Source organism: Paenibacillus sp. P3E (assembly GCF_001909045.1).
Taxonomy (GTDB): Bacteria; Bacillota; Bacilli; order Paenibacillales; family Paenibacillaceae; genus Paenibacillus_AQ; species Paenibacillus_AQ helianthi.
The window spans coordinates 59,957-81,195 of sequence record NZ_LVWH01000176.1 but is presented as its reverse complement, the minus strand read 5'-3'; the positions used below and the strand labels follow the sequence as shown (position 1 = coordinate 81,195).

General features: G+C 49.6%; 17 protein-coding genes. 14 read left to right on the top strand and 3 right to left on the bottom strand.

Annotated elements, in window-relative coordinates; genetic code table 11:
- Window positions 1-37 precede the first annotated feature (37 nt).
- The 6 genes from A3842_RS18985 (at window position 38) to A3842_RS18960 (ending at window position 8,695) form a co-directional block, all read left to right on the top strand.
- Entirely contained in the window at window positions 38-1,771 is a 1,734-nt protein-coding gene (locus A3842_RS18985; RefSeq protein WP_074102372.1) for a cache domain-containing sensor histidine kinase, read from the top strand.
- A gap of 70 nt (window positions 1,772-1,841) precedes the next feature.
- Window positions 1,842-3,458, top strand: coding sequence for a response regulator transcription factor (locus A3842_RS18980; protein WP_074102371.1), 1,617 nt, complete (start codon window positions 1,842-1,844; stop codon window positions 3,456-3,458).
- Window positions 3,459-3,681: 223 nt separating this feature from the next.
- The gene (locus tag A3842_RS18975) at window positions 3,682-4,368 is read left to right on the top strand and encodes a response regulator transcription factor (protein ID WP_074085569.1); all 687 of its coding nucleotides are present in this window, start codon (window positions 3,682-3,684) and stop codon (window positions 4,366-4,368) included.
- The gene (locus A3842_RS18970) at window positions 4,355-5,344 is read left to right on the top strand and encodes a sensor histidine kinase (RefSeq protein WP_074102370.1); all 990 of its coding nucleotides are present in this window, start codon (window positions 4,355-4,357) and stop codon (window positions 5,342-5,344) included. Before A3842_RS18975 ends, A3842_RS18970 begins: the two co-directional genes overlap by 14 nt.
- 82 nt (window positions 5,345-5,426) lie before the next feature.
- Window positions 5,427-6,110 carry an ABC transporter ATP-binding protein gene (locus tag A3842_RS18965; RefSeq protein ID WP_074085567.1) on the top strand — a complete coding sequence of 228 codons (684 nt, stop codon included), beginning with the start codon at window positions 5,427-5,429 and terminating at the stop codon, window positions 6,108-6,110.
- Window positions 6,107-8,695 carry an ABC transporter permease gene (locus A3842_RS18960; RefSeq protein ID WP_074102369.1) on the top strand — a complete coding sequence of 863 codons (2,589 nt, stop codon included), beginning with the start codon at window positions 6,107-6,109 and terminating at the stop codon, window positions 8,693-8,695. Before A3842_RS18965 ends, A3842_RS18960 begins: the two co-directional genes overlap by 4 nt.
- 38 nt (window positions 8,696-8,733) lie before the next feature.
- On the opposite strand, the gene A3842_RS18955 is transcribed toward A3842_RS18960, so the two are convergent.
- A complete protein-coding gene (locus tag A3842_RS18955; RefSeq protein WP_244169688.1) occupies window positions 8,734-8,940 on the bottom strand; it encodes a helix-turn-helix domain-containing protein in 207 nt (68 codons plus the stop codon).
- Between A3842_RS18955 and A3842_RS32615 the strand changes: the two genes are divergently transcribed.
- The 6 genes from A3842_RS32615 (at window position 8,893) to A3842_RS18930 (ending at window position 15,328) form a co-directional block, all read left to right on the top strand.
- Entirely contained in the window at window positions 8,893-9,036 is a 144-nt protein-coding gene (locus tag A3842_RS32615) for a hypothetical protein (RefSeq protein ID WP_178382376.1), read from the top strand. The genes A3842_RS18955 and A3842_RS32615 overlap by 48 nt on opposite strands.
- 139 nt (window positions 9,037-9,175) lie before the next feature.
- The gene (locus A3842_RS18950) at window positions 9,176-10,150 is read left to right on the top strand and encodes an ABC transporter permease (RefSeq protein WP_074085565.1); all 975 of its coding nucleotides are present in this window, start codon (window positions 9,176-9,178) and stop codon (window positions 10,148-10,150) included.
- A 17-nt stretch (window positions 10,151-10,167) separates the two neighbouring features.
- The gene (locus A3842_RS18945) at window positions 10,168-11,049 is read left to right on the top strand and encodes a carbohydrate ABC transporter permease (RefSeq protein ID WP_074085564.1); all 882 of its coding nucleotides are present in this window, start codon (window positions 10,168-10,170) and stop codon (window positions 11,047-11,049) included.
- Window positions 11,050-11,112: 63 nt separating this feature from the next.
- Window positions 11,113-12,705 carry an extracellular solute-binding protein gene (locus A3842_RS18940; protein ID WP_074102368.1) on the top strand — a complete coding sequence of 531 codons (1,593 nt, stop codon included), beginning with the start codon at window positions 11,113-11,115 and terminating at the stop codon, window positions 12,703-12,705.
- Window positions 12,706-12,809: 104 nt separating this feature from the next.
- Window positions 12,810-14,558 carry a sensor histidine kinase gene (locus A3842_RS18935; RefSeq protein ID WP_083609646.1) on the top strand — a complete coding sequence of 583 codons (1,749 nt, stop codon included), beginning with the start codon at window positions 12,810-12,812 and terminating at the stop codon, window positions 14,556-14,558.
- The gene (locus A3842_RS18930; protein ID WP_074085562.1) at window positions 14,555-15,328 is read left to right on the top strand and encodes a response regulator transcription factor; all 774 of its coding nucleotides are present in this window, start codon (window positions 14,555-14,557) and stop codon (window positions 15,326-15,328) included. Before A3842_RS18935 ends, A3842_RS18930 begins: the two co-directional genes overlap by 4 nt.
- A 250-nt stretch (window positions 15,329-15,578) precedes the next feature.
- On the opposite strand, the gene A3842_RS18925 is transcribed toward A3842_RS18930, so the two are convergent.
- Window positions 15,579-16,724, bottom strand: coding sequence for a family 8 glycosyl hydrolase (locus A3842_RS18925; protein ID WP_074102367.1), 1,146 nt, complete (start codon window positions 16,722-16,724; stop codon window positions 15,579-15,581).
- 265 nt (window positions 16,725-16,989) lie between these two features.
- Between A3842_RS18925 and A3842_RS18920 the strand changes: the two genes are divergently transcribed.
- Window positions 16,990-18,810, top strand: a complete 1,821-nt coding sequence (locus tag A3842_RS18920) for a family 43 glycosylhydrolase (protein ID WP_178382377.1) — start codon at window positions 16,990-16,992, stop codon at window positions 18,808-18,810.
- A gap of 20 nt (window positions 18,811-18,830) precedes the next feature.
- Window positions 18,831-20,255 (top strand): family 43 glycosylhydrolase, encoded by a 1,425-nt coding sequence (locus A3842_RS18915; protein ID WP_074102408.1) that lies wholly within the window; start codon window positions 18,831-18,833, stop codon window positions 20,253-20,255.
- A gap of 89 nt (window positions 20,256-20,344) precedes the next feature.
- On the opposite strand, the gene A3842_RS18910 is transcribed toward A3842_RS18915, so the two are convergent.
- Entirely contained in the window at window positions 20,345-21,238 is an 894-nt protein-coding gene (locus A3842_RS18910) for an AraC family transcriptional regulator (RefSeq protein WP_074102365.1), read from the bottom strand.
- Between the last annotated feature and the right edge of the window lies 1 nt (window position 21,239).

The following is a 21,239-nucleotide window of genomic DNA, read 5'->3' as shown; positions in this document are numbered from 1 at the left end:
CTGTGTCTGAACAGGAGCCCGAAGGAAGGTAGAGCAGGTGACCAACCCTTTTAAAAAATATAGAATCGACCGTCTGTTTTTTCATAGCTTTGCCATCGTCCTTATTGCGGTTATCGTTATTACTGCATGGACGAGCTACAGCAATTCCTCTAAGGCGCTTGTTCAGACTACCTCCCATTACCAGCAGCAGCTGCTGGATGAGCTGAATAATGAAATTACGACCCGGCTGGTTATGATTGAGCAGATTTCACTGTCCAGCTCCCGCGACGGCGAGCTGATTAATTTTCTCTTGAACAGGCAGGATGAATTTGAGAGATACCGCAGCCGTGCAGGTGTAGAAAGTGCGCTAGCGAATTTGACCTATGCGATTCCGCTGATTCAAGGGATTGACCTGTATATGGATAATCCTATTCAAAGTGAACGGCAAAGCTACATCCAGTTCCGGAACCTTGCGGATCTGAACAAGCAGGTAGGGGCCGGTTGTCTGGCGAAAAGCGATTTTTGCTGGTCCAAAGAGTATAATTTCCCCAGCGCGCAAGGTGAGGTTCCGGTGCTCAGCTTTTCCAGAAAAATAATAGATGAGAATGACTATCTAGGTGTCCTTGTCGTCCACATCAAGGCCAATGAGATCCGGAAGCTGCTAACCGGCAATTCAGACGGCTCTAACCGGATCATGGCGGATAGTGAAGGACAGCAAATTATGAAAATAGGCGATACGCTGGACCCGAATAACTGGTCCCGGTGGATTGATCTAAAAAGCAATAAATCGGGTTACGTCCATATCCCGGCAACCGGTGGGTCCCGCGACACACTGCTCGTCTATTCCAGAATGGATAATTCCATCTGGACCCTTATCGAATTCACGTCCTGGAAACAGATCACGGCAAGCAGCCTGAAGCTGGCAGAGTGGATTGGTCTGATCGGTATCGCTGCAGTGCTGCTGGTATTGCTCCTGACCCATTTTTTAAGCAAGCAGTTTACAAAGCCGATCAAGAATCTGGTCACTGCGATGCGTATGTATTCCGTAGGAGGCGATAATGTCGAACTTCCGGTGGATTATGAGAATGAATTCGGTTATTTATTCTCCGGCTACCGCAAGCAGAACGAACGGATTGAAGAACTGTATCTCTCACTTGAACGCCGTTACGAACAGCAGCGGAAAGCCGAAATTGAGGCGCTTCAGGCCAATATCAATCCCCATTTTCTGTATAATATGTTGGATCAACTCAACTGGATGGCCATTGAGGCCGGACAAAATGAACTTAGCCGCATACTGGAGCTGATGGGCCGTATGTTTCGGATCGGTTTGTCCAACGGCAACAGCTTTATCAAGATAGCAGATGAACTGCACCATATAGAGTGTTACCTCGAAATTCAGCAGCTGCGCTGGGGGGATGGATTGGATTACCGGATTATGGCGGTGCCCGAGCTGCAGGAATTATACATCCCGAAGCTAACGCTGCAGCCGTTCGTGGAGAATTCCATCGTTCATGGATTCAACAAGCAACGCAGCGGCTATGTATCTATCGAAATGAAGAGAACCGGAGATGCTCTGCACATTGTCATTGAGGATAACGGAGCCGGACTGAAGCAGACCGATCACAGCCCTCAACGTCATACAGGCGGTTACGGTATACGCAATGTGAGAGAGAGGGTCGCCGGGTATTTCGGAGAAAGTTATGGTATAACGCTTAGTGAACGTGAAGAAGGGGGAACAAGGGTGGAAATGTTGCTGCCGCTGCTGATAGAACCTCCTAGCAAGAACGATTAATTCTCAAAATTCCGTTTAGAGCAAATATCGTCATGCTTCGGTACTTACCGAGTTTAAGGAGGTAGCGGTAATGTGGAAAATTGCAATCATTGATGATGAGCGCCAAGTCCTGAGGGGGATGAGACGGGCGATTCCCTGGGATGACCTGGGAGTTGAATGGGCTGGGGAGGCTTTGAACGGGGAGGACGGGCTGGAAATGATCCGCAATGTTTGTCCGGATATTGTGATCACTGATCTTTATATGCCCGTAATGAGCGGCCTGGATATGATGGAGCAGCTAAGGCAGGAAGGTTTTCAGGGGAAAATCATCATCTTTAGCGGTTATTCAGACTTTGAGCATGCCAGACAGGCGCTACGGTTTCAGGTGAGCGACTACGTCTCTAAGCCGATCAGTCTGCCAACGCTTAAGTCGATCTTAACCAAAGTCATCCAGGAGCTTGAAGCGGAAGAGGAGAAGCGGGCCAGGCAGTGGGAGCTTGAGTGTAAAATGACGCTGTATGAGCCTTTTGTTGAAAAGGAGTGGGTTCGTTCAGCAGCTGTCGGAACCCTGGACCATGCCTACAAAGACAGCACGCGTCTTCCGCCGTCATACCTGTATTGGCAGGAACGCAAGCATGTCACGGTCGGTATCGACTTGATCCGTGATGAACGGGCCAGATGTTTATCCGTCTCCGACTGGAATTTGTTCCGGTTTGCAGTAAGCAATATTGCCTGTGAAGTAGCACGTAAGCTGTTCCCGGAGCTGGAATACACAGAACTGCATAGTACCCGGTCATTATTGATTATTCATCCGGGTCCAGAGTATCCCGAAGAGTTAGAGAATAAACTGGAGGAACTGGGGATCAGGCTGAATGACAGTATCGGCGGTTATCTTAAGCTGGTGACACGGATAGGAATCGGGGGAGTGAAGGATACCTGGACGAAGCTCTCCGACTCGACGGAGGAAGCCTTCCGCGCGATGGATCAAAGAGTATTACGGGTCGCTTCCGCACATGAAGTGTATAGATACCGGGAGAACAGCAGTGAACCGGGAAGTGTCGCCCTCTTTCCGGTCAAGTTCTCCTATAAACTGGCAACAGCAATGAAGACATCGCAGGAAGCGGAGGCCCATCAGCTTGTACTGGAATATATAACGGAAATGAAAAAACAAGAGGGGATGTCACAGGGATACGTACAGATGCTTGGAAGTGAGCTGTGGGGAATTATAACCTACTCGTTATATGAATCCGGGTTTGTACTGGATGACCTATTCACCAATGACCAGATTGCCAAGGAGATCAGCAGCCTGATCGTACCGGATCAGCTGGCTAACTGGCTGATGGACAAAATCACCAGGATCTGCAGCAGCAGGCAATGGAAAGGGAGCAGCAAGCATAGACAGGTTGTCGACTTTATGACCAGTTACATTCATGAACACTATGCGGAAGAACTGACACTCGCCGAGCTTTCGGATAAGGTATTCATTTCGCGGAACCATTTATCCATTATTTTCAAAAATATTACCGGTGAGACCTTCAATAACTATTTGACCCGGGTTCGCATCGAGAAAGCACGGGAGTTGCTTATAGAGCGGAAAATGCTGGTCTATGAAGTGGCGGAACGGGTCGGCTATAAGAACATTCCTTACTTTAGCACACTGTTCAAGAAAATAACCGGCATGAACCCTACAGAGCTTATTAAAAGCTGATGCCTGGAAGCACAGCCTTCTCATTATGCGCATCCTCATTTTCTGTAACGCAAGTCTTCTGCTCTAAGAAGGCTTGCGTTTTTTGTATAAGAAAACCTTCAGTTCGGCTGGAGGTTACGGAAGCCTATAAGCCACAATTGCCCTGCGTGCTCTATAGTATTGACAACCTTTTAATACAGATGTAATATGCATTCGGTCTAACACACAAACGGAGGTCTCACTAATGCCACGGATATTTTTGGTTGAGGACGATAAGGCAATCGCCAAAAACCTTGTACTGCTGCTTCGCTCGGAGGGATTTACAGTTACTCACGCCCCTACGCGGAGTGAAGCCCTTGCCGCGCTTTCCGGAAATAAATTTGATTTGGCGTTGATTGATATTTCTTTGCCTGACGGAAATGGCTTTACGGTTTGTACGGAAATCAAAGAAACAGGGGATATTCCCGTTATCTTTCTGACGGCTTCCGGTGATGAAGCGAGTGTGGTTACCGGTCTGAACATGGGAGCGGACGACTATATCACCAAGCCCTTTCGTCCGCGTGAATTGATTGCGCGAATTGGAACCGCCTTGCGAAAAAGCGGGCGTTCCGGGTCGGATTTTGAAATTCGCGGGCTTCACGTCGACATGGCAAGCGGCATTGTGAAAAAAAACGGCAACGAGGTTTTTCTGTCAGCATTAGAATACCGCTTGTTGCTGGTGTTTATTAGCAACCCTAAAAGTATTATCACGAGGGGCAGGCTGCTTGACGAATTGTGGGACGCGGCGGGCGAGTTTGTTAATGACAATACCTTGACCGTGTACATCAAACGCTTGCGGGAGAAGATAGAGGACGACCCGGCCAGCCCGCAGATCATTCTGACCGTTCGCGGGACGGGGTATAGATTGGGTGGCGAATATGCTTCGAAATAAAGAGTTCGGGCAGTTTGTCATTTGGTTCTCCTTGCTGGCTGCCGCCGCTGTAATAGTGGGATTTACAATCAATACAGCGGCGGGAATCCTGTCCATTGCTTCTGCCGCTGCCTTTGGTACAGTGTTTTTCGTGTTTACCCAAGCCCGATACATAAGCATTGCAAGAATTTCAAATCAAATCGACCGTGTCCTTCATAATGCTGACCACCTGTATATTGGTGAATCGGATGAGGGTGAACTGTCTATTCTGCACAGCGAGATAACAAAAATGACGTTGCGAATCCGGGAGCAGAACGACGCGCTGACAAAAGAAAAAGAACATCTTGCCGACTCGCTGGCCGACATCGCCCACCAACTCCGAACGCCGCTCACATCCGTGAACCTCATTCTGTCGTTGTTAGCGAATACCCCTGATGATAACGAGCGGAAAGCATTTGTACGGGAAACAGAGGAATTGCTTGTGCGGATGGATTGGCTGATTACTTCCCTATTGAAATTATCCCGCTTGGACGCGGGCATTGTGGTGTTCCAAAGCGAGCCGATAGATATAAATAACTTGATCTGCACCGCGCTTCGCCCGCTCCTAATCCCAATGGAACTGCACGGGATGGATGTACAAATAGATGCACCGCAAGGGATGACAATTGAGGGCGATTCAGGCTGGATTTCGGAAGCGATTCAAAATATCCTCAAAAATTGTATGGAAATCGCAGGAGAGAACGGGAAGATTGAGATTGTCTGCACGGACACCCCATTGTATACCGAGATTGGCATTCACGACAGCGGTGCGGGCTTTGAAAAAGAAGATTTACCTTGCCTGTTTGACAGGTTCTATCGTGGGAAAAGCCCAAACGCTACAGGATACGGGATTGGACTTTCTCTCTGCAAGATGATCATAACACGGCAGGGAGGGACGATTACCGCAAAAAACCACCCGCTGGGCGGCGCGATATTTGCCATTCGTTTCCCAAAGTGACGAATCTCTCACCTGAAAGTCACAGAGATGTAAGTTGAAGGTTCTATTATATGAGTAAAGCATGAGAAGGGAGACTCACATAATGGAGTTTTTAAAAATTGAGAATTTATGCAAAACCTACGGCAAGAGCGAAAATCAGGTTACCGCACTTGACCATGTTTCGCTTACCATCGAAAAGGGGGAGTTTACCGCAATCATCGGCTCCTCCGGTTCCGGCAAATCGACATTGCTTCATATCATCGGGGGCGTGGATGTGCCGACAAGCGGAAAAGTGTATCTGAACGGACAGGATGTATATGCCCAAAACAATGAAAAACTCGCCATTTTCCGCAGACGGCAGGTCGGGCTGATCTACCAGTTTCACAACCTTATTCCCACTCTGAATGTGGTGGAAAATATCACCTTGCCGATCCTGATGGACAAGCGGAAGGTTAACGGGGAACGGCTGAATGACTTGCTCGAACTGCTTGGGCTAAAAGACCGGGAAACGCATTTACCCAATCAGCTATCGGGCGGTCAGCAACAGCGCGTTTCCATAGGACGTGCTTTGATGAACGCCCCGGCGGTCATGCTTGCCGACGAACCCACAGGCAGTTTGGACAGCCGGAATGGACATGAAATCGTCAAACTGCTGAAGGAAAGCAATAAAAAATATGGGCAGACCCTGCTCCTCGTCACCCATGACGAAAATATCGCCCTGCAAGCAGACCGTATAATCGGCATTTCGGATGGTAAAGTAGTGCGAGACGAGAGGGTACGACCATGAATATTTTCAACAAAGTGACCCTGCAAAGCATGAAAAAAAGCCGTACCCGGACGATTGTCACGATCATCGGAGTTATTCTGTCCGCCGCCATGATCACGGGCGTAGCCACCTTCGGCGTTTCCCTGCTGAACTATATGGCAGACGGCGCGGCCCAGAAGTACGGCGGCTGGCACGTCGAATTTGAGGATGTAGATTCTTCTTTCGTAGCGAAACAGGCAAGTAACGACAAAGTTGCAAACACCGCAACCTTTGAAAATATCGGCTACGCAACACTTGACGGCGGGAAAAACCCCAACAGGCCGTATCTTTTTATCGCCGGATACAGCGAGGAAGCCTTTGATACCTTGCCCATCACGCTGCTTTCCGGCAGGCTGCCGAAAAACAGCGGGGAGATTCTTATTTCGGGGAGCGTCATGACAAAGGGCGGCGTTCAATATGCGGTGGGCGATACGCTTTCCCTTGCTGTGGGAAGCCGCATGAATGGAAAGGAAAAGCTCGGCCAGAATGATCCGTACACATCCGGGGGTGAAACTCTTGTGCCGCAGGGCGAGAGGACTTACACGGTGGTCGGCATCAGCCAAACGCCCCGCTTTGAGGAAGATTCCGCGCCGGGATACACCGTAATCACAACCGCAGATGCTGCAGACACGGCGGACGATCTCAGCTTATTTGTCACGCTGAAAAACCCGCGTGAAGTTCATGCTTACGCAAAAAGTACAGCTGGAAGCCATGCTTACATCTTGAATAATACTGTGCTGCGCTTCATGGGTCTTTCGGACGATTCGGGCGATAAGGTGTTGAACGCGCTTCTGTACTCAGCCGGGGGTATTGTAGTCCTCATCATCATGCTTGGTTCGATTTTTCTGATTTACAATTCCTTCAACATCTCCTTGAACGAGCGCACACACCAGTTCGGGATTCTCTCGTCGGTGGGAGCCACCGCAAAGCAACTGCGTCATTCGGTGCTGTTTGAAGGATTTTGTATCGGCGCCATTGGCATCCCGATTGGTGTTCTCGTCGGCATAGCCAGCATCAGACTTGTGATTGGCGTCGTCGCCAAGAACTTCGCAAACGTTCTCTACAACAGTGTTCCTTTGACCTTGACGTTGTCCGCTCCCGCAATCCTCGCGGCGGTGGCAGTCAGCACGATCACAATCCTGATTTCGGCCTATATCCCGGCCAGGAAGGCCGCAAGCACTCCCGTAATGGAGTGTATTCGCCAGACGAACGAGGTCAAAGTGGAAGCCAACGCAGTCAAAACCTCAAAACTGGCACAGCGCATCTATGGTCTGGAAGGTACGCTTGCGCTGAGAAACTTCAAAAGAAACAAAAAGCGCTACCGCAGCATTGTGCTGTCACTTGTTTTAAGCGTAGTGCTATTTATATCGACCAGTGCCTTTGTAACAAATTTGAAGCAGGCGTCGGCGGGTGCAACAGAGGTTACTACTTATGATATCGGTTTTGGCACACGTGATATGGACGACAGCGAAATGTTGCGGCTTTACGACAAACTAAAAACCGCCGATGGCGTTTACGAAAGCTCGTATCAAGTTATTATGAAGTATTTCTGCGCTGCCAAAGGCAGCGACCTTTCAGACGCTTACCGGGAATCCGCGGGGACACATTCGCCGGACGAAACGGTGAATCTGCCAATGACAATCCAGTTTTTAGATAACAGCACCTATCTGAAGATTGTCCAGGGCTTGGGCTTGCCCGCGGAGGAGTATACCGGGCAAAACGTGAAATTGATCGGCGTCGCCAAAGTGGAAGGCCGCGGCAATCAGGAGGAGGCCGACCAGATTCCCGATGTGTTCACGAGTTCTTCCCTGAATCTTACCATCGAGCCCGAAACAAATGGCGAACCAAAGCCGGAACAGGGGAAAAACGTAAGCATTACGTTTGTCAACGCCGCGCTGCCGGATACGCCTCCCATCTTAGGGAGCTTCAATCAGACGCCAAGTGTGCTTCAGGTGATTGCCCCCTATTCGCTCAAAGAAAAGTTTGAAAACTCCGACACCACTGTAGATATTCAGGGTAAAGGCTTGACCTTTCAGTCAAAGAATCCTTCGCAGTCGATGGCTAAAATGGAAGCGATGATCAAAGGTTCGGGAATTACAGCCTCGTACAGCATTTTAGATATGACGAAAATATTTGATGAGAACCGTAATATGATATTCATTGCCAACGTGTTCGCTTATACTTTTATCATTATGATCTCGTTGATTGCGGTTGCCAATGTATTCAACACGATTTCCACGAATATCAAGCTGCGCCGGCGGGAGCTTGCCATGCTCCGCTCTGTGGGGATGTCTGAACGTGGTTTCCAAAAGATGATGAATTTCGAGTGTGCCTTTTATGGTATGAGGGCGCTAATCTTCGGGCTTCCCATAGCGGTAATCTCTTCTTGGCTGATTTACAAAGGGATGGGCGGCGGGGCGGACAATATCGATTTTGTGTTCCCGTGGCGCAGTATTGGAATCAGCGTGTTCGGCGTGTTCTTTGTAGTGTTCATTACAATGCTGTACGCCATTAGCAAGATAAAAAAAGAAAATATTATTGACGCGCTTCGGGATGACATGACTTGATCAGGGCAGGTACTGACTGATATACAATCAGCCGGGGGTTATGACTTGGCGAACCTGCCGGGTGATATCCCCACGGTCTTGGTAAAACTGCGGATAAAATTCGCATAGTCACTGAAACCGGATTGATAACAGGCTTCGGTAATGCTGAGCCCCCCGGAGAGACAGGATTTAGCGAGTGCGATACGGCGGTCTAGGACATGGCTGCTATGGCATACTACATCTGGCTCACCGGGGACAGAACGCATCTGGAGGGCCTGAAGCTCAGTGAAGAGCATTACTATGAAACCTATGTGAAACGAATGGAATGCTACGGTGCGAAAAAAGCAGAGATTTTCCGTTAAGCGGAGATTCTCTGCTTTTTGGATTGAACGCGTTGTCCCGTAGCATGCGTATATTCAAAAATGACAACGCTTTCTTAAGAATGTTGGCTTATGCCGTCGTTGTTCGGGAGGTACACTACATATAGAAGGAGGGTCGCATATGCAACTGGAGACGCAGCTTACTAGCCCGCAGACCGACAGCGGCAGATTATGGAAGCGATTCAAAAGACAAAAGATGCTTCATTTATTTGTCGGACTCGGTATGCTGTTCTTGGTGGTTTTTTCGTACACACCAATGTTCGGGATCTTGATGGCGTTTAAAGACTACAGTATTTCAAGCGGCATTAAGGGGATTTTTACAAGTGATTGGGTGGGACTGAAGTATTTCGATGAATTTATACACGACTATCAGTTCGGCAAGATTGTCCGTAATACACTGGTACTGAGCTTTCTGAAAGTCATCTTCGCTTTTCCGGCGCCGATTCTGCTCGCCATTATGCTTAATGAAGTGAAGAACATGGCCTTCAAGCGGTTCGTTCAGACGGTCAGCTATCTACCGCATTTTATCTCATGGGTCGTGGTGGTCGGTGTTTCCTATGCCTTTCTGTCCGCAGACGTAGGTATAGTCAACAAAGCTTTGATGAGCCTCGGCTTCATCCACGAGCCGCTCAATATTTTGACAAGCCCGAACTATTTCTGGGGACTTGCAGTTGGAAGCGCTGTCTGGAAGGAAATGGGTTGGTGGACGATCATTTTCCTGGCAGCCATTACCGGAATCAATCCGGCACTGTACGAAGCGGCCGAGATCGACGGGGCAGGAAGACTTGCCCGCATCCGTCATATCACGCTGCCGGGGATGAAGGGAACCATCGTGGTGGTGCTGGTGCTCACGATCGGCAGTATTCTTGGAGGAGGACTGGTGGGCTCCAATTTCGAGCAGGCGTACCTGTTCGGCAACAGCATCAATAATCCGACTTCGGAGATTGTGCAGACCTATGCGTTCAAGGTGGGGCTGAAGGACGGCCGGTTCTCTTACGCAGCGGCTATTGATTTAATACAGTCGGTTATCTCGGTTGTATTAATATTTTCCAGTAACTCTATCGCAAAACGGATGTCAGGCTCAAGTTTATTCTAGGGAAAGGAGGAAGAGTCGTGCTCAAGAGTCAAAGACAAAAGGATCTGCTTTTTGAAGGCTTTATTTATAGCGTCCTTTTCATTATCACGCTCGTCATGCTGTACCCGTTCTATTATGTTCTGATCGCCTCATTCAACAAAGGATCGGATTCTCTTCTGGGGGGCGTCTATCTCTGGCCGCGAAGCTTTACTCTGGAAAATTATAAAATGTTTTTGGACGACCCTAAGTGGTACCGTGCCTTCATGGTCACGGTTGTCCGAACGGTTTCGGGTACAGCATTAGGGCTGCTGCTGACAAGTCTGGTAGCTTACGGACTTTCGCACCGCGATCTGATGTTCAGCAAATTTTATTTTGCAATCATCATTTTTGCGATGTATTTCTCCGGCGGCCTGATCCCTTACTACGTAGTGCTGCGCTCGATCGGTCTGCTTAATTCGTTTGGTGTCTATATCATACCGTCGATGCTTAGCACGTTCTTCCTGCTCATTGCCATCTCGTTCTTCCGGGAAATTCCCGGTGAGCTGAAGGAATCCGCACACATTGACGGCGCGGGCGAATTCGTTATTTTCTTCCGGATTATCCTGCCGGTCTCGATGCCGCTTCTTGCCACAATGGCACTGTTCATGGGTGTAGGCCAATGGAATTCCTGGCTGGACTCTGCCTATTTCGTTCAGTCGGAGAACCTGCGGACGCTTGCCTTCCGCATGATGGAGGTCATTAACAAGAGCAATGCTCCTATGGATGCGATTGCCGCTGCTAACAGTGCTTCGGCAGGCGTTACCAGCTTCTCATTGCAGGTAACGGCGATGGTAGTCTCCATAGTTCCGATCATCTGTGTGTATCCATTCCTGCAGAGGTATTTCGTGCATGGCATTATGCTTGGTTCTGTAAAGGGCTAAGAAAGCAGTTTCAATATTAAAGCGCTTGCTTTAATATATTAAATTACAATGGGGGAGTTTTGTTTGAAAAAAATCAGAAGCTACAAGATGCTTGCAGTAGTATTGGCGGCCATCATGATGATCTCGCTCTTGTCCGCTTGCGGCAACGGCGGCGGGAATGAAAGCCAGGGCAGCAAAACGAACAATGCAGCTCAGGGGGACAAAGCCGGCACGAGCAATTCGGGCAGTGGCGAAGTGAAGGAATTATCGCTGTTCATCGACGCTCCCTGGTATCCGGTGAAAGAATGGAAAGGACCCGTTGCAGATAAAATCACGGAGAAAACAGGTGTGAAGCTGAAGGTTACCGTCGCTACGGATGACAAGCAGCTTCCGCTGATGATCGCTTCCGGCGACCTCCCGGACCTTGTTTTCACCTATTCGAACATAGACCGGCTGTCGGATTCGAAGCTGTCCTATCCATGGAATGAGCTGATCGAGAAATATGCGCCGGATTTCAAGATCGACAAGACGAGAATTGCGATCCATACTATGGACGACGGCAACTTCTACACGATTCGAAATTCCTTCGCCACTCAGGAAGAAATGGCGAAGAACAAATTTTCGATCGGCAGCGACGGCCATCCGGGGATTGCTGTGCGGGAAGATATCCTGAAAGAGCTGGGCAATCCGCCGATCAACTCGCTGGATGATTTTGTGAAAGTGCTGGGTATGGTCAAGAAGAAATACCCGGATATGGTGCCGCTCATCATGGACAAAGACTGGCTGGAGCAATATTTCCTCCAGCAGTTCGGCACAGGCGTCCTCCTGGATGGCTGGTATGAAGAGAATGGAAAAGTCGACTATTCCATTAGACAGCCCAAAATGCTGGAGTTCTTCAAGTTTATGAACAGTCTGTACCGCAACGGATACATTCTGGCAGAAAATTTCGCGCTGGCGAACGATCAGATTGATGACCAGTATGCGACCAACGGAAAAGCGTTTGCCCACAGCCATACGGTTGCCACAGCGGATACGGATAACATAAAGATCAAAAGCAGCGGAAGCGGCTCATTCACGTTCAAAATGCTGCCTAGTGCCTTGTCGAAAGATGCAAAGGTTGTAAGTTCAGGGCTTGGGTTTGCGGGAACGTTCATCACCAAGAAAAATAAAGATCCGGAAGCCTCGATCAAATTTCTTCAATATCTGGCAAGCGATGAGGGCAAGAAGTTGACAATGTTCGGCGTCGAAGGGGAGCATTGGACCTGGAACAATGAAGGGCATCCGGATCTGAAATATAACCCTTCTGATGCGGATTTCGTTAACAGCAACGGCATCAAGTGGTGGTACCTGTACAACGACGGGGTTACGGAAGGCATGCTGTCCTATGTTCCGGGCTTACAGAAGACAAAGGCCTTGATGGAAACCAAAGCCATCACTGTTTATAAGCCGCAAATCGGCTTAATCCAGGCACAGCCCGATTCTGAAGAGAAGACGATTAAGACCAAGATTGACGAGATGGTCAAAAACGAGAAGGTGAAAATTTACCTTGCGAACTCTGAAGAGGAAGCAGTGGCGAATTACAACAGTATGGTTAAGAACGCAGAGGATATGGGGCTGCAGAAGCTGGTAGATTGGGCCAACACAGTCTATGAGAAAAAGAAGGATTTGTTCAAGTAAGCAAACCAAGGACAACCGGTAGAGGTGCCATGCCTCTACCGGATTTTGCTTGTTCATGGTACGTTTAGAAGTAATCAATCCGGGATTCAGGAGGATTCGTCACCTTGAGCATCGTTCGTAAGATCACTTTGGGATATGTCATCCTGATTTTTATTCCAGTTGTCATATTCGGTTACTACTATTATTCACAAATCTACGGCAACCTGACCAATCAGTTCGTCCAAAGCCGTCAGAAAATACTGGAGCAGGCACATGCCAATATGAAGATGGATCTGACCCGAATCGACTCTATCCAGCGTATGCTGCAATATAACCCGTATGTCACGGATTATTTGGACGGAGTGTATGAATCCGATTCGTACAGCATTTACACCTATAACCGTTATATCAGTCCGGTTATCACTCAATCGCTGTTTATTAATCCGGAAATTGAAAGCTTTCGGATCTATAAAACCAAACAGCGGGTGCTTCCGATTACTGACCGGTTTCTGGATATCTCAGCTTTGGACTCGCGGGGCAAGGAGGTCGCGCGTACGCTGAAGCCCGGTCAAGGAATATGGAAGATGGCCGATCCGGGGGCGGCTGTGCCTTCGCTTATGTTCTACCAGAACATTTACAATTCTAACTTTACCGAGAAAATTGGACTTCTTGAGCTGCGCATCGGCAGCGGTTTAATCCGGAAATTGTACGAGGCTGCTGGGGGGAGAGACAATTGGCAAGCCTTCCTGCTTCCCGAGCAGGGGGTGCCTGCGTCTGCGGAAGGCGCCGCCGCAGGCATTGACAAGGCAACCTGGAAGCTGCTTGGTTCAAATGATACCCGGCCCTATTTCATCAACAATAAAACCATTGTGAATCAGTTGTATATTGAGGAACTGGACGTCCGGGTCGTCGTGACCGGTAAGGTTGACGATGTGTTTCGCACAATTAAGCGCAAGGAGATCATCCTGGTCTTTACCATCATTGCGCTTCTGGCGGCTTTGTCATTTGTTTATTATGCGCTCGCATCGACGATTACTAAACGCATTCTGCTCCTTGCAAGGCACATGCGCAATCTGGACGATGACAATATGAAGCAGTTTATCAGCAAGCACGATAAGCCTAACCGCCAGGATGAAATCGGATTTTTGACCTCGACCTACAATTCGATGATTAAGCGCATGGATGAGCTGATCAACAACGTCCACCGGTCCGAGCTTCGGAATAAAGAAGCGGCGTATAAAGTGCTTCAGGCCCAGATCAAGCCGCACTTTCTCTATAACACCCTTGAGACGATCCGGATGCTGGCTGAGTCCAATAATGACAAGGAGGTAGCGGATATTTCGTTCTGGTTCGGCAAGCTGATGCGTTATAGCCTGTCCTCGGAAGGGGACCGGACCGTTCTGGCCAGCGAAATCGAAACGGTTATCTTCTATTTGAATATTCACAAGATGCGGCTCCAGGACAGACTGACCTACGAGGTCGACGTCTCCATGGATGCGAAACAGCTTGTCTGTCCAAGATTCATGCTCCAGCCTCTGGTCGAGAACAGCATCGTTCATGGAGCATCCGCCATCCTTCGGCCCGTCCATATTAAGCTCCAAGTCCGGGAAACCGGAGACGAAATCTTCATCTCCATTACAGACAACGGAACAGGCATTCCGGAGGACAAGCTGGCGGCAATACGCTCCCGGTTGGCAAGGGGGGGCGGCGGCAGAGACGTCGCGGAGAACATGGGAGGCGTGGGTCTGTTCAATGTCAGCGAACGGATCAAATCGTTCTACGGCGGTTCCTCGCAACTGGTCATTGACAGCGGGCCGGACCGTGGAACATGCCTGACTATCATCATCACAACAGGAGGGACAGGCCGGATATGAGAGTATTGATTGTAGACGATGAGCCGCTGATCCTTAACGGACTGGTCAAGATTATCGGTGAAGCGGCTCCGCTCGGGGCAGAGGTATTCAAGGCGAACAACGCTTTTGAGGCACTGGATCTCATGAAAGACTACATGCCGGATGTGACGGTTACGGATCTTCATATGCCGGAGAAAAATGGATTCGAGCTGATCAAGGAGGCCAGAGACAGCGGGCTGTGCGACCGTTTTATTATCCTTACAGGTTACGATGAATTCGAATATGTACGGAAAGCGCTCCGCACAGGAGTCGTGGATTATCTGTTGAAGCCGATTGACAAGAATGAGATTGCCGCTCTGCTGGCGCATGTTGAACAGGAGCTTCCCTCCGAAGCCGATCCGGAGTGCTCAGGGCATGCCAAACGCATTCTGGCTTATACCAAAACCCATTATATGAACGATCTGTCCCTGGACCATCTTGCCGAATTGATGAAACTTCATCCGAACTACATCAGCAGCCTGTTCAAGAAAGTAACGGGCGACACGTTTGTCAGTTATTTGAACGCATTCCGCATCAAGGAAGCACAGAAGCTGCTCAGGTCGCAGCGCCAGCTATCCGTGAACGCCATCGGAAAGAAGGTCGGTTTCGAAAATAAGCATTATTTTGCCAAGGTGTTCAAAAAGTATACTGGCATTACGCCGGGCTCTTACCGAGATGAGGATGAAGTGGAGGGGAATGCCGATGATGACGGCGCACCCGGCGGGCCGGACTTGCCGGAGATGCGTGAATGAAGCGTAGTCCCCATTCTTGTCAATACGGGAGAAGTGAATTGAAAATGTGAGCGTTGTCAATACATATTGGCTCCCCCCATAATGAAAGCGTAACCAAAAATACGAATACATTTGAATTGGGGTCAATCCCTCCTATTTGTCCCGTCTGTTCGCTTGCTGCTTCCGAAGAGAATACAAAAAAGAAATCGCTCCTTTGGGGATGGAAAGCGGTGCTTCCATTATATCCAAAGGGCGATTTCTTTTTAGGTATTTAAGAATAGATACGGAAGGTTCCGCTTAGGGCCAGCAAGCTGAAGAAGTATAAGCAGTTGTCGTAATACCGGCGGTCACCGGTACGCAGTGGCGTATTCCAGAGCAGCTTGACGGAATGTCCGGCATCCGGTCCATCGGCAGCGAGCGAGGCCATGGCCAGCGTTGCCAGAAGGCCGATCGGATGCAGGGATAGCTCCTCAAACGGCTGGCCGTCAATGGTGTAGCGCCGGTAATCGGTTACTTCAATGTCCCGGAAAAAGGCCTGAATCCGGTTGGACTGCCCCACCTGCCAAGGGTCGCTGCGGAACCATTCATAATCAAGCCCGATGTTGGCCGCCACCCTGTATGCATCACTGAAGAAGTGGCGGAAGTCTCCATGCGGCTGGGGTTCAGCCGGAGTTCCGTCATAGTTCGCATATTCGGGGGAGAGGCCGGTTTCCGGATGGCAAGCCTTGTGCAGATAGGCTCTGCTTTGGGCTGCGGCTTCTTTCCAAAAAGCTCTATCCTGTTCATCCGCCTGCAGGGCAAATAATTCATAGAAATGCGGCAGATGGTAGGAGGGATCGCTGAAAGGGGTTTCAGGAACGAATTTGATCAGCTTGGTCGCCGGGTCCCACATTGGATCGCCTTCTCCGTCTTCCCCTTTATGAACACAAGCGCGGAGAATAATTCTGGCCTGCTCGGAATAATTGAACGGTTCGGCCCCGTCACCCCAGCGCTTGGAGGCAAAGAACAGCGCCATGGCAAAAAACTCTTCTCCGTCCGGCGCCGGACCGGGTGACAGCCGCGTTCCGTCCAGCTTGCAGTGCCAAGCAAAATAATCCTTGTAACGGCCTTCCGTATGCTGCATATATACCTTGGCGAACTTCCAGAGCCGGTCGAATTCTTCCTTCTTGTCCATTTGAACAGCCATCATCATCCCGTAAGACATGCCCTCTGTCCGCACATCTGTATTGCCGGTGTCCACGATATATCCCTTATCGTCACCCATAGGATGGTAGATTCGGACATCGGGCGCGCCGTAGAACAATTCGTTCCAGGTGTCGTCAAGTCTTTGATGGATGGCCTCTTCCGACAATCCGTTCTCTTTGAACAGGTTTCTGTATTCTCCCGTATAAAAGGAGCCTTCTTTGAAGCTATTCATAATAATCCTCCAATGGATAGGGTTTTGCCCAAAGTATAACATAACCGGAACTATAGAAATTAAAGCGTTTTCCTTAAAATTTATAGACGATTCGGGCCTGGTTCTACGCTCCGCAAATCATTTTAGGAACATCTAAGAATAGATCAATGTTAAGTGGCTATATGTCATGGACTTCGGTCAAGGCGCTTCACTATACTGTAAGGGATAAACCGCGAAGCCAAAAAATTGTAAGGGTGATGCTGTTATGAGCATAGTGCAAAATCATATGAAGCTTACAGTCTATACACGCAAACCTAACCAGGACTACACTGAGTCTCTCAGCAACAGCGTACATTTTGCCTGCTCGGATGAGAATAACGAATTTCAACCGTTGAACCGGAACTATGGCATACTGTTCGCTATGGCAACCGTCGATAAGAACAGCGTAATTCACGAAAAAGGGCTCAAAAACCCGTATTTGTTCCGTACGGCTGACGGCTCTTTCGGCATTGTCGCGGTAAGAGTTGATGCACTCGGAAATGATGACGAAGAAAGCAGAGGGCATATTCTTCTGTGGACATCCCCGGATCTGGTTACCTTTCATCATCATGGTTTGGTGCAGCTGCACAGTGAGCTGTTCGTCAAAGAAGCCATTTGTGAGCTTAGCGGATCGGGTGAAGAATATGAAATTCGCTGGCAGGACACCGGGGGGAACTTTTATATGAACAGGTTATCTGACCACATGAAACCGGACCTTATTTCGCCGCCGGAGCAGGCGGAAGCCTTTTCGGTAGAACGGCCCGACAAGCCGCTGCCCGGAACGAATCCGGGAAATGCAATCTCGGTAGACAGCCGCACCGGCCGCTCGGTGCAGGCTTCCTGGACGCCGGTATACAATACTGAAATTCGCGTGCCGGACATTGTAAGCGTTACATCAGCTGATCAATTGAAAGCGGTTAAAGCCACGGCTGTCTATTCGGACGGCTCCACTGCAGACAAGCAGGTGGTGTGGGACGATGAAAGTATTGATTTTGCCGCGCCCGGAACGTATTCTGTGCAAGGCAAAGTGGTCACGCATGAGTATCCATTCCCCTTGGTAACCGGCTATGCCGACCCGGTCATTCTGCCATGGCACAACAAGTATTATTTCCTGGCGACCAATGACAATGTAAATGATATCGGCATCTATGTCTGCGAGGCGGATACTCTATCCGGATTATTCGCTTCCGGACATAAAGAAACTGTCATTCTTGCTCTGAACGAGGAGAAGAACTTCATTCAAACCTTTTGGGCTCCCGAATTTCACATTATCGGCGGGGAATTGTACATTCTGTTTGCCGTAGGCGGCACAGTATGGGGTCCGCAGTGCCACATGATGAAGCTGAACAAGGGCGGTGACATCCTGAAGGCAGCGGATTGGAGTACACCGGTCCGTGTGAAGCGGGCGGACGGCGCTTATTTGGCGGAAGAGGGCATTACGCTGGATATGACTTACTTCAAGGCAGACGGTACTTCATGTCTGGTCTGGTCCTACCGCAAGGGCATCGGAACGCCGCTTGACACCGGCTCCATGCTCTATATTGCGACAATCAATGAAGATAACCCCACGGTATTGACCAGCGAGCCGGTGCTCCTCTCGCGTCCGTTGTTCGGCTGGGAGAATATTCAGGGGACTATCAACAATGAGGGTCCGTACCCGCTTATTACGAAGGACATGGTGTATATCGCCTACTCCGGCGGGGCCGCGACGGGTTACACCTATACCGTGGGGCTTTTAAGCATTCCGCGGGGAAGCAATTATTTGGACATCAACGCCTGGACCAAGGCAAGCACGCCTGCATTGTCTTATTATTCGACCGAAGGCATATATGGGCCGGGCCACAATTCTTTTTTCAGAGATTATGATGGCAATGTACTGATGCTATACCACGGAGAAGAGCAACTGGTGAAGCATGGCACGAGATGCTCCGCTATGCACAGAGTACATTTTAACCATTCAGGCGTACCGGTATTGGATGTGGCGAAAGAAAGAGATGTGCACCCGGATTATGCCAGTTGCTCCATGCAAGTGATTGTGCTTCCACAGACAGAAAAAATTAATAAATGACAAGGATGAAAATTTCGATGGTGAAAAAACAAGGATTCAATCCATATCTCCCGTCTTGGGAATATATCCCCGACGGCGAGCCGTATGTTTTTGAAGGCAGAGTATATGTGTATGGCTCGCATGACCGATTTAACGGACACGCTTTTTGCTTGAACGACTATGCCTGCTGGTCGGCACCGGAGGACAATCTGGCCGATTGGCGGTATGAGGGTGTAATCTACCGGACTACGGATGACCCGCTTAATCCTGAAGGCAGCATGTGCCTGTATGCTCCCGATGTCACCGTGGGGCCGGACGGGCGGTACTATCTCTACTATGTTCTGGACAAAGTTCCCGTTGTTTCGGTGGCTGTCTGCGACAAGCCGGGCGGCAAGTATGAGTTCTACGGTTATGTCAGATACGCCGACGGAACACGCCTTGGAGAGCGGGAAGGCGACGAGCCGCAGTTTGACCCTGCTGTGCTGACCGAAGGGGGGAAAACCTACCTGTACACCGGATTCTGCGGGTATGGAGACCGTTCCAGACATGGCGCAATGGCAACGGTGCTTGGCCCGGATATGCTCACGATTGTTGAAGAGCCTGTATTTGTTGCGCCGAGCCAGCCATATAGCAAGGGGAGCGGATTCGAAGGTTACGAGTTCTTTGAAGCGCCTTCCATCCGCAAAAGGGGAGATATCTACTACCTCATCTATTCCTCGATCTCCATGCATGAGCTGTGCTATGCGACCAGCAAGCATCCGACCAAGGACTTCAAGTACCAGGGAGTCATTGTAAGCAATTGTGATCTTCATATCGATACGTACAAGCCGGCGAGTATGCCGATGTATTACGGCGGCAATAACCACGGCAGCATTGCCCAAATTAAAGGTGAATGGTACATTTTTTATCACCGGCATACCAATGGGACCGCATTCTGCCGGCAGGGCTGTATTGAGCGGATTGAATTCCGCGGGGACGGCACTATTCCTCAGGTGGAAATTACATCCTGCGGTCCGAACGGAGGGCCGCTTGAAGGCCGGGGAGAATATCCGGCATATCTGGCCTGTCATTTGTTCTGCAAAGAGCAGGAAATGTATACCGGCGGCTTCGGCCCTATGGGTGCGTGGATGGACAGCCGGTTTCCGAAGATTACCCAGGATGGCAGAGATGGCGACGAGGAAATCGGCTATATTGCCAATATGACGGATTCGGCTACCGCCGGATTTAAATATTTCGCGTGCAAGGGAGTCAACCGGGTCAAAATCATGGTGCGCGGGTATTGCCAGGGCGAGTTCGAAGTGAAGACGTCATGGGACGGACCGGCACTGGGGCGGATACCGGTAGGTTTTACGAATGTCTGGAAGGAATACGCAACGGAAGTGGCCATTCCCGACGGTGTACACGCACTGTATTTGACGTATACCGGCAATGGCGGCGCCAGTCTGGCTTCATTTACTTTGGAATAACCGGAAGCGAAATCTAAATATGCCTTGAAAAAGAAAGCAGCACTCGGAGATCCTCTGGTGCTGCTTTCTGTATGGCCCATATACCATGGCTAAAGACCGGAAGAATGACGGGTCTTGTATTCCGAAGGCGTCATATTCATATAAAATTTGAAGCATTTAGAAAAGTAGCTGACATGCTGATAGCCTGACTCCAGCGCGGCTTCCAATACATTGTACGATCCGCTGCGGAGGAGACTGGCCGCTTTGTTGATGCGGATATAGTTCAAATACTCCATCGGCCGCATTCCAGTCAGCGTTTTGAAAAAAGTACAGAAATGGGAGCGGCTAAGCGACACTACGGAAGCAAGCTGATCCAGCTCCAGCTTCTCGCTTGAATGTGTCTCCATATAAGACAGTACTTGCTTAATCTGCCGGTTGTATTCTCGTCCGTGGAGGCTTCCCGACTCATTGCTGCTCTCTATCAGCCCGTACTGGTAAATATCCGCAATGAACTGCAGAAGGAGGCCCTTCAAGCTCATTTCATAAGCGGTGGATTGGCGCTCATAGCGGCTCAGAAGCTCCCGTACATCAACGAGCAATTTAGAGTGGATTTCGTTTGCAGCAGATAACAGGGCTGGCAGCCTGGCAGTTCCCTGCAGGATGGGTTCAAAGAATAATTCCTGAATTCGGTCCGATTGCGGGGAAGACAGCCAAGATAATTTGAACACCATAGAATAATAGCAAGTGCCGTCACAGGCAGTGCCAATCCCCGAATGGAGTTCTCCGGGATGAACGATCAGGCACTCTCCCTTCTGAATGGCAAACTCCCGGTTTTCGATATGAAAGGTAGCCGTACCTTTTGCCAAATAGATTAATTCTATCTCATTATGCCAATGCACAGGAAGGATGGAATGAACGCTGGCCGGATGCTCCACTTGGTAGATATGAATCGGAAATTCGGGCTGGCCGTGCAGCTTGACCTCCCGGTAACGGTGCTCGTACATA

Bases quoted from the DNA above. Each gene is read 5' to 3' on its own strand.
- A3842_RS18975 (WP_074085569.1), top strand. From the start codon at position 3,682: ATGCCACGGATATTTTTGGTTGAGGACGATAAGGCAATCGCCAAAAAC.
- A3842_RS18980 (WP_074102371.1), top strand. From the start codon at position 1,842: ATGTGGAAAATTGCAATCATTGATGATGAGCGCCAAGTCCTGAGGGGG.
- A3842_RS18965 (WP_074085567.1), top strand. From the start codon at position 5,427: ATGGAGTTTTTAAAAATTGAGAATTTATGCAAAACCTACGGCAAGAGC.
- A3842_RS18970 (WP_074102370.1), top strand. From the start codon at position 4,355: ATGCTTCGAAATAAAGAGTTCGGGCAGTTTGTCATTTGGTTCTCCTTG.
- A3842_RS18955 (WP_244169688.1), bottom strand. From the start codon at position 8,940: ATGCGTTCTGTCCCCGGTGAGCCAGATGTAGTATGCCATAGCAGCCAT.
- A3842_RS32615 (WP_178382376.1), top strand. From the start codon at position 8,893: ATGGCTGCTATGGCATACTACATCTGGCTCACCGGGGACAGAACGCAT.
- A3842_RS18930 (WP_074085562.1), top strand. From the start codon at position 14,555: ATGAGAGTATTGATTGTAGACGATGAGCCGCTGATCCTTAACGGACTG.
- A3842_RS18925 (WP_074102367.1), bottom strand. From the start codon at position 16,724: ATGAATAGCTTCAAAGAAGGCTCCTTTTATACGGGAGAATACAGAAAC.
- A3842_RS18910 (WP_074102365.1), bottom strand. From the start codon at position 21,238: ATGTACGAGCACCGTTACCGGGAGGTCAAGCTGCACGGCCAGCCCGAA.
- A3842_RS18960 (WP_074102369.1), top strand. From the start codon at position 6,107: ATGAATATTTTCAACAAAGTGACCCTGCAAAGCATGAAAAAAAGCCGT.
- A3842_RS18920 (WP_178382377.1), top strand. From the start codon at position 16,990: ATGAAGCTTACAGTCTATACACGCAAACCTAACCAGGACTACACTGAG.
- A3842_RS18950 (WP_074085565.1), top strand. From the start codon at position 9,176: ATGCAACTGGAGACGCAGCTTACTAGCCCGCAGACCGACAGCGGCAGA.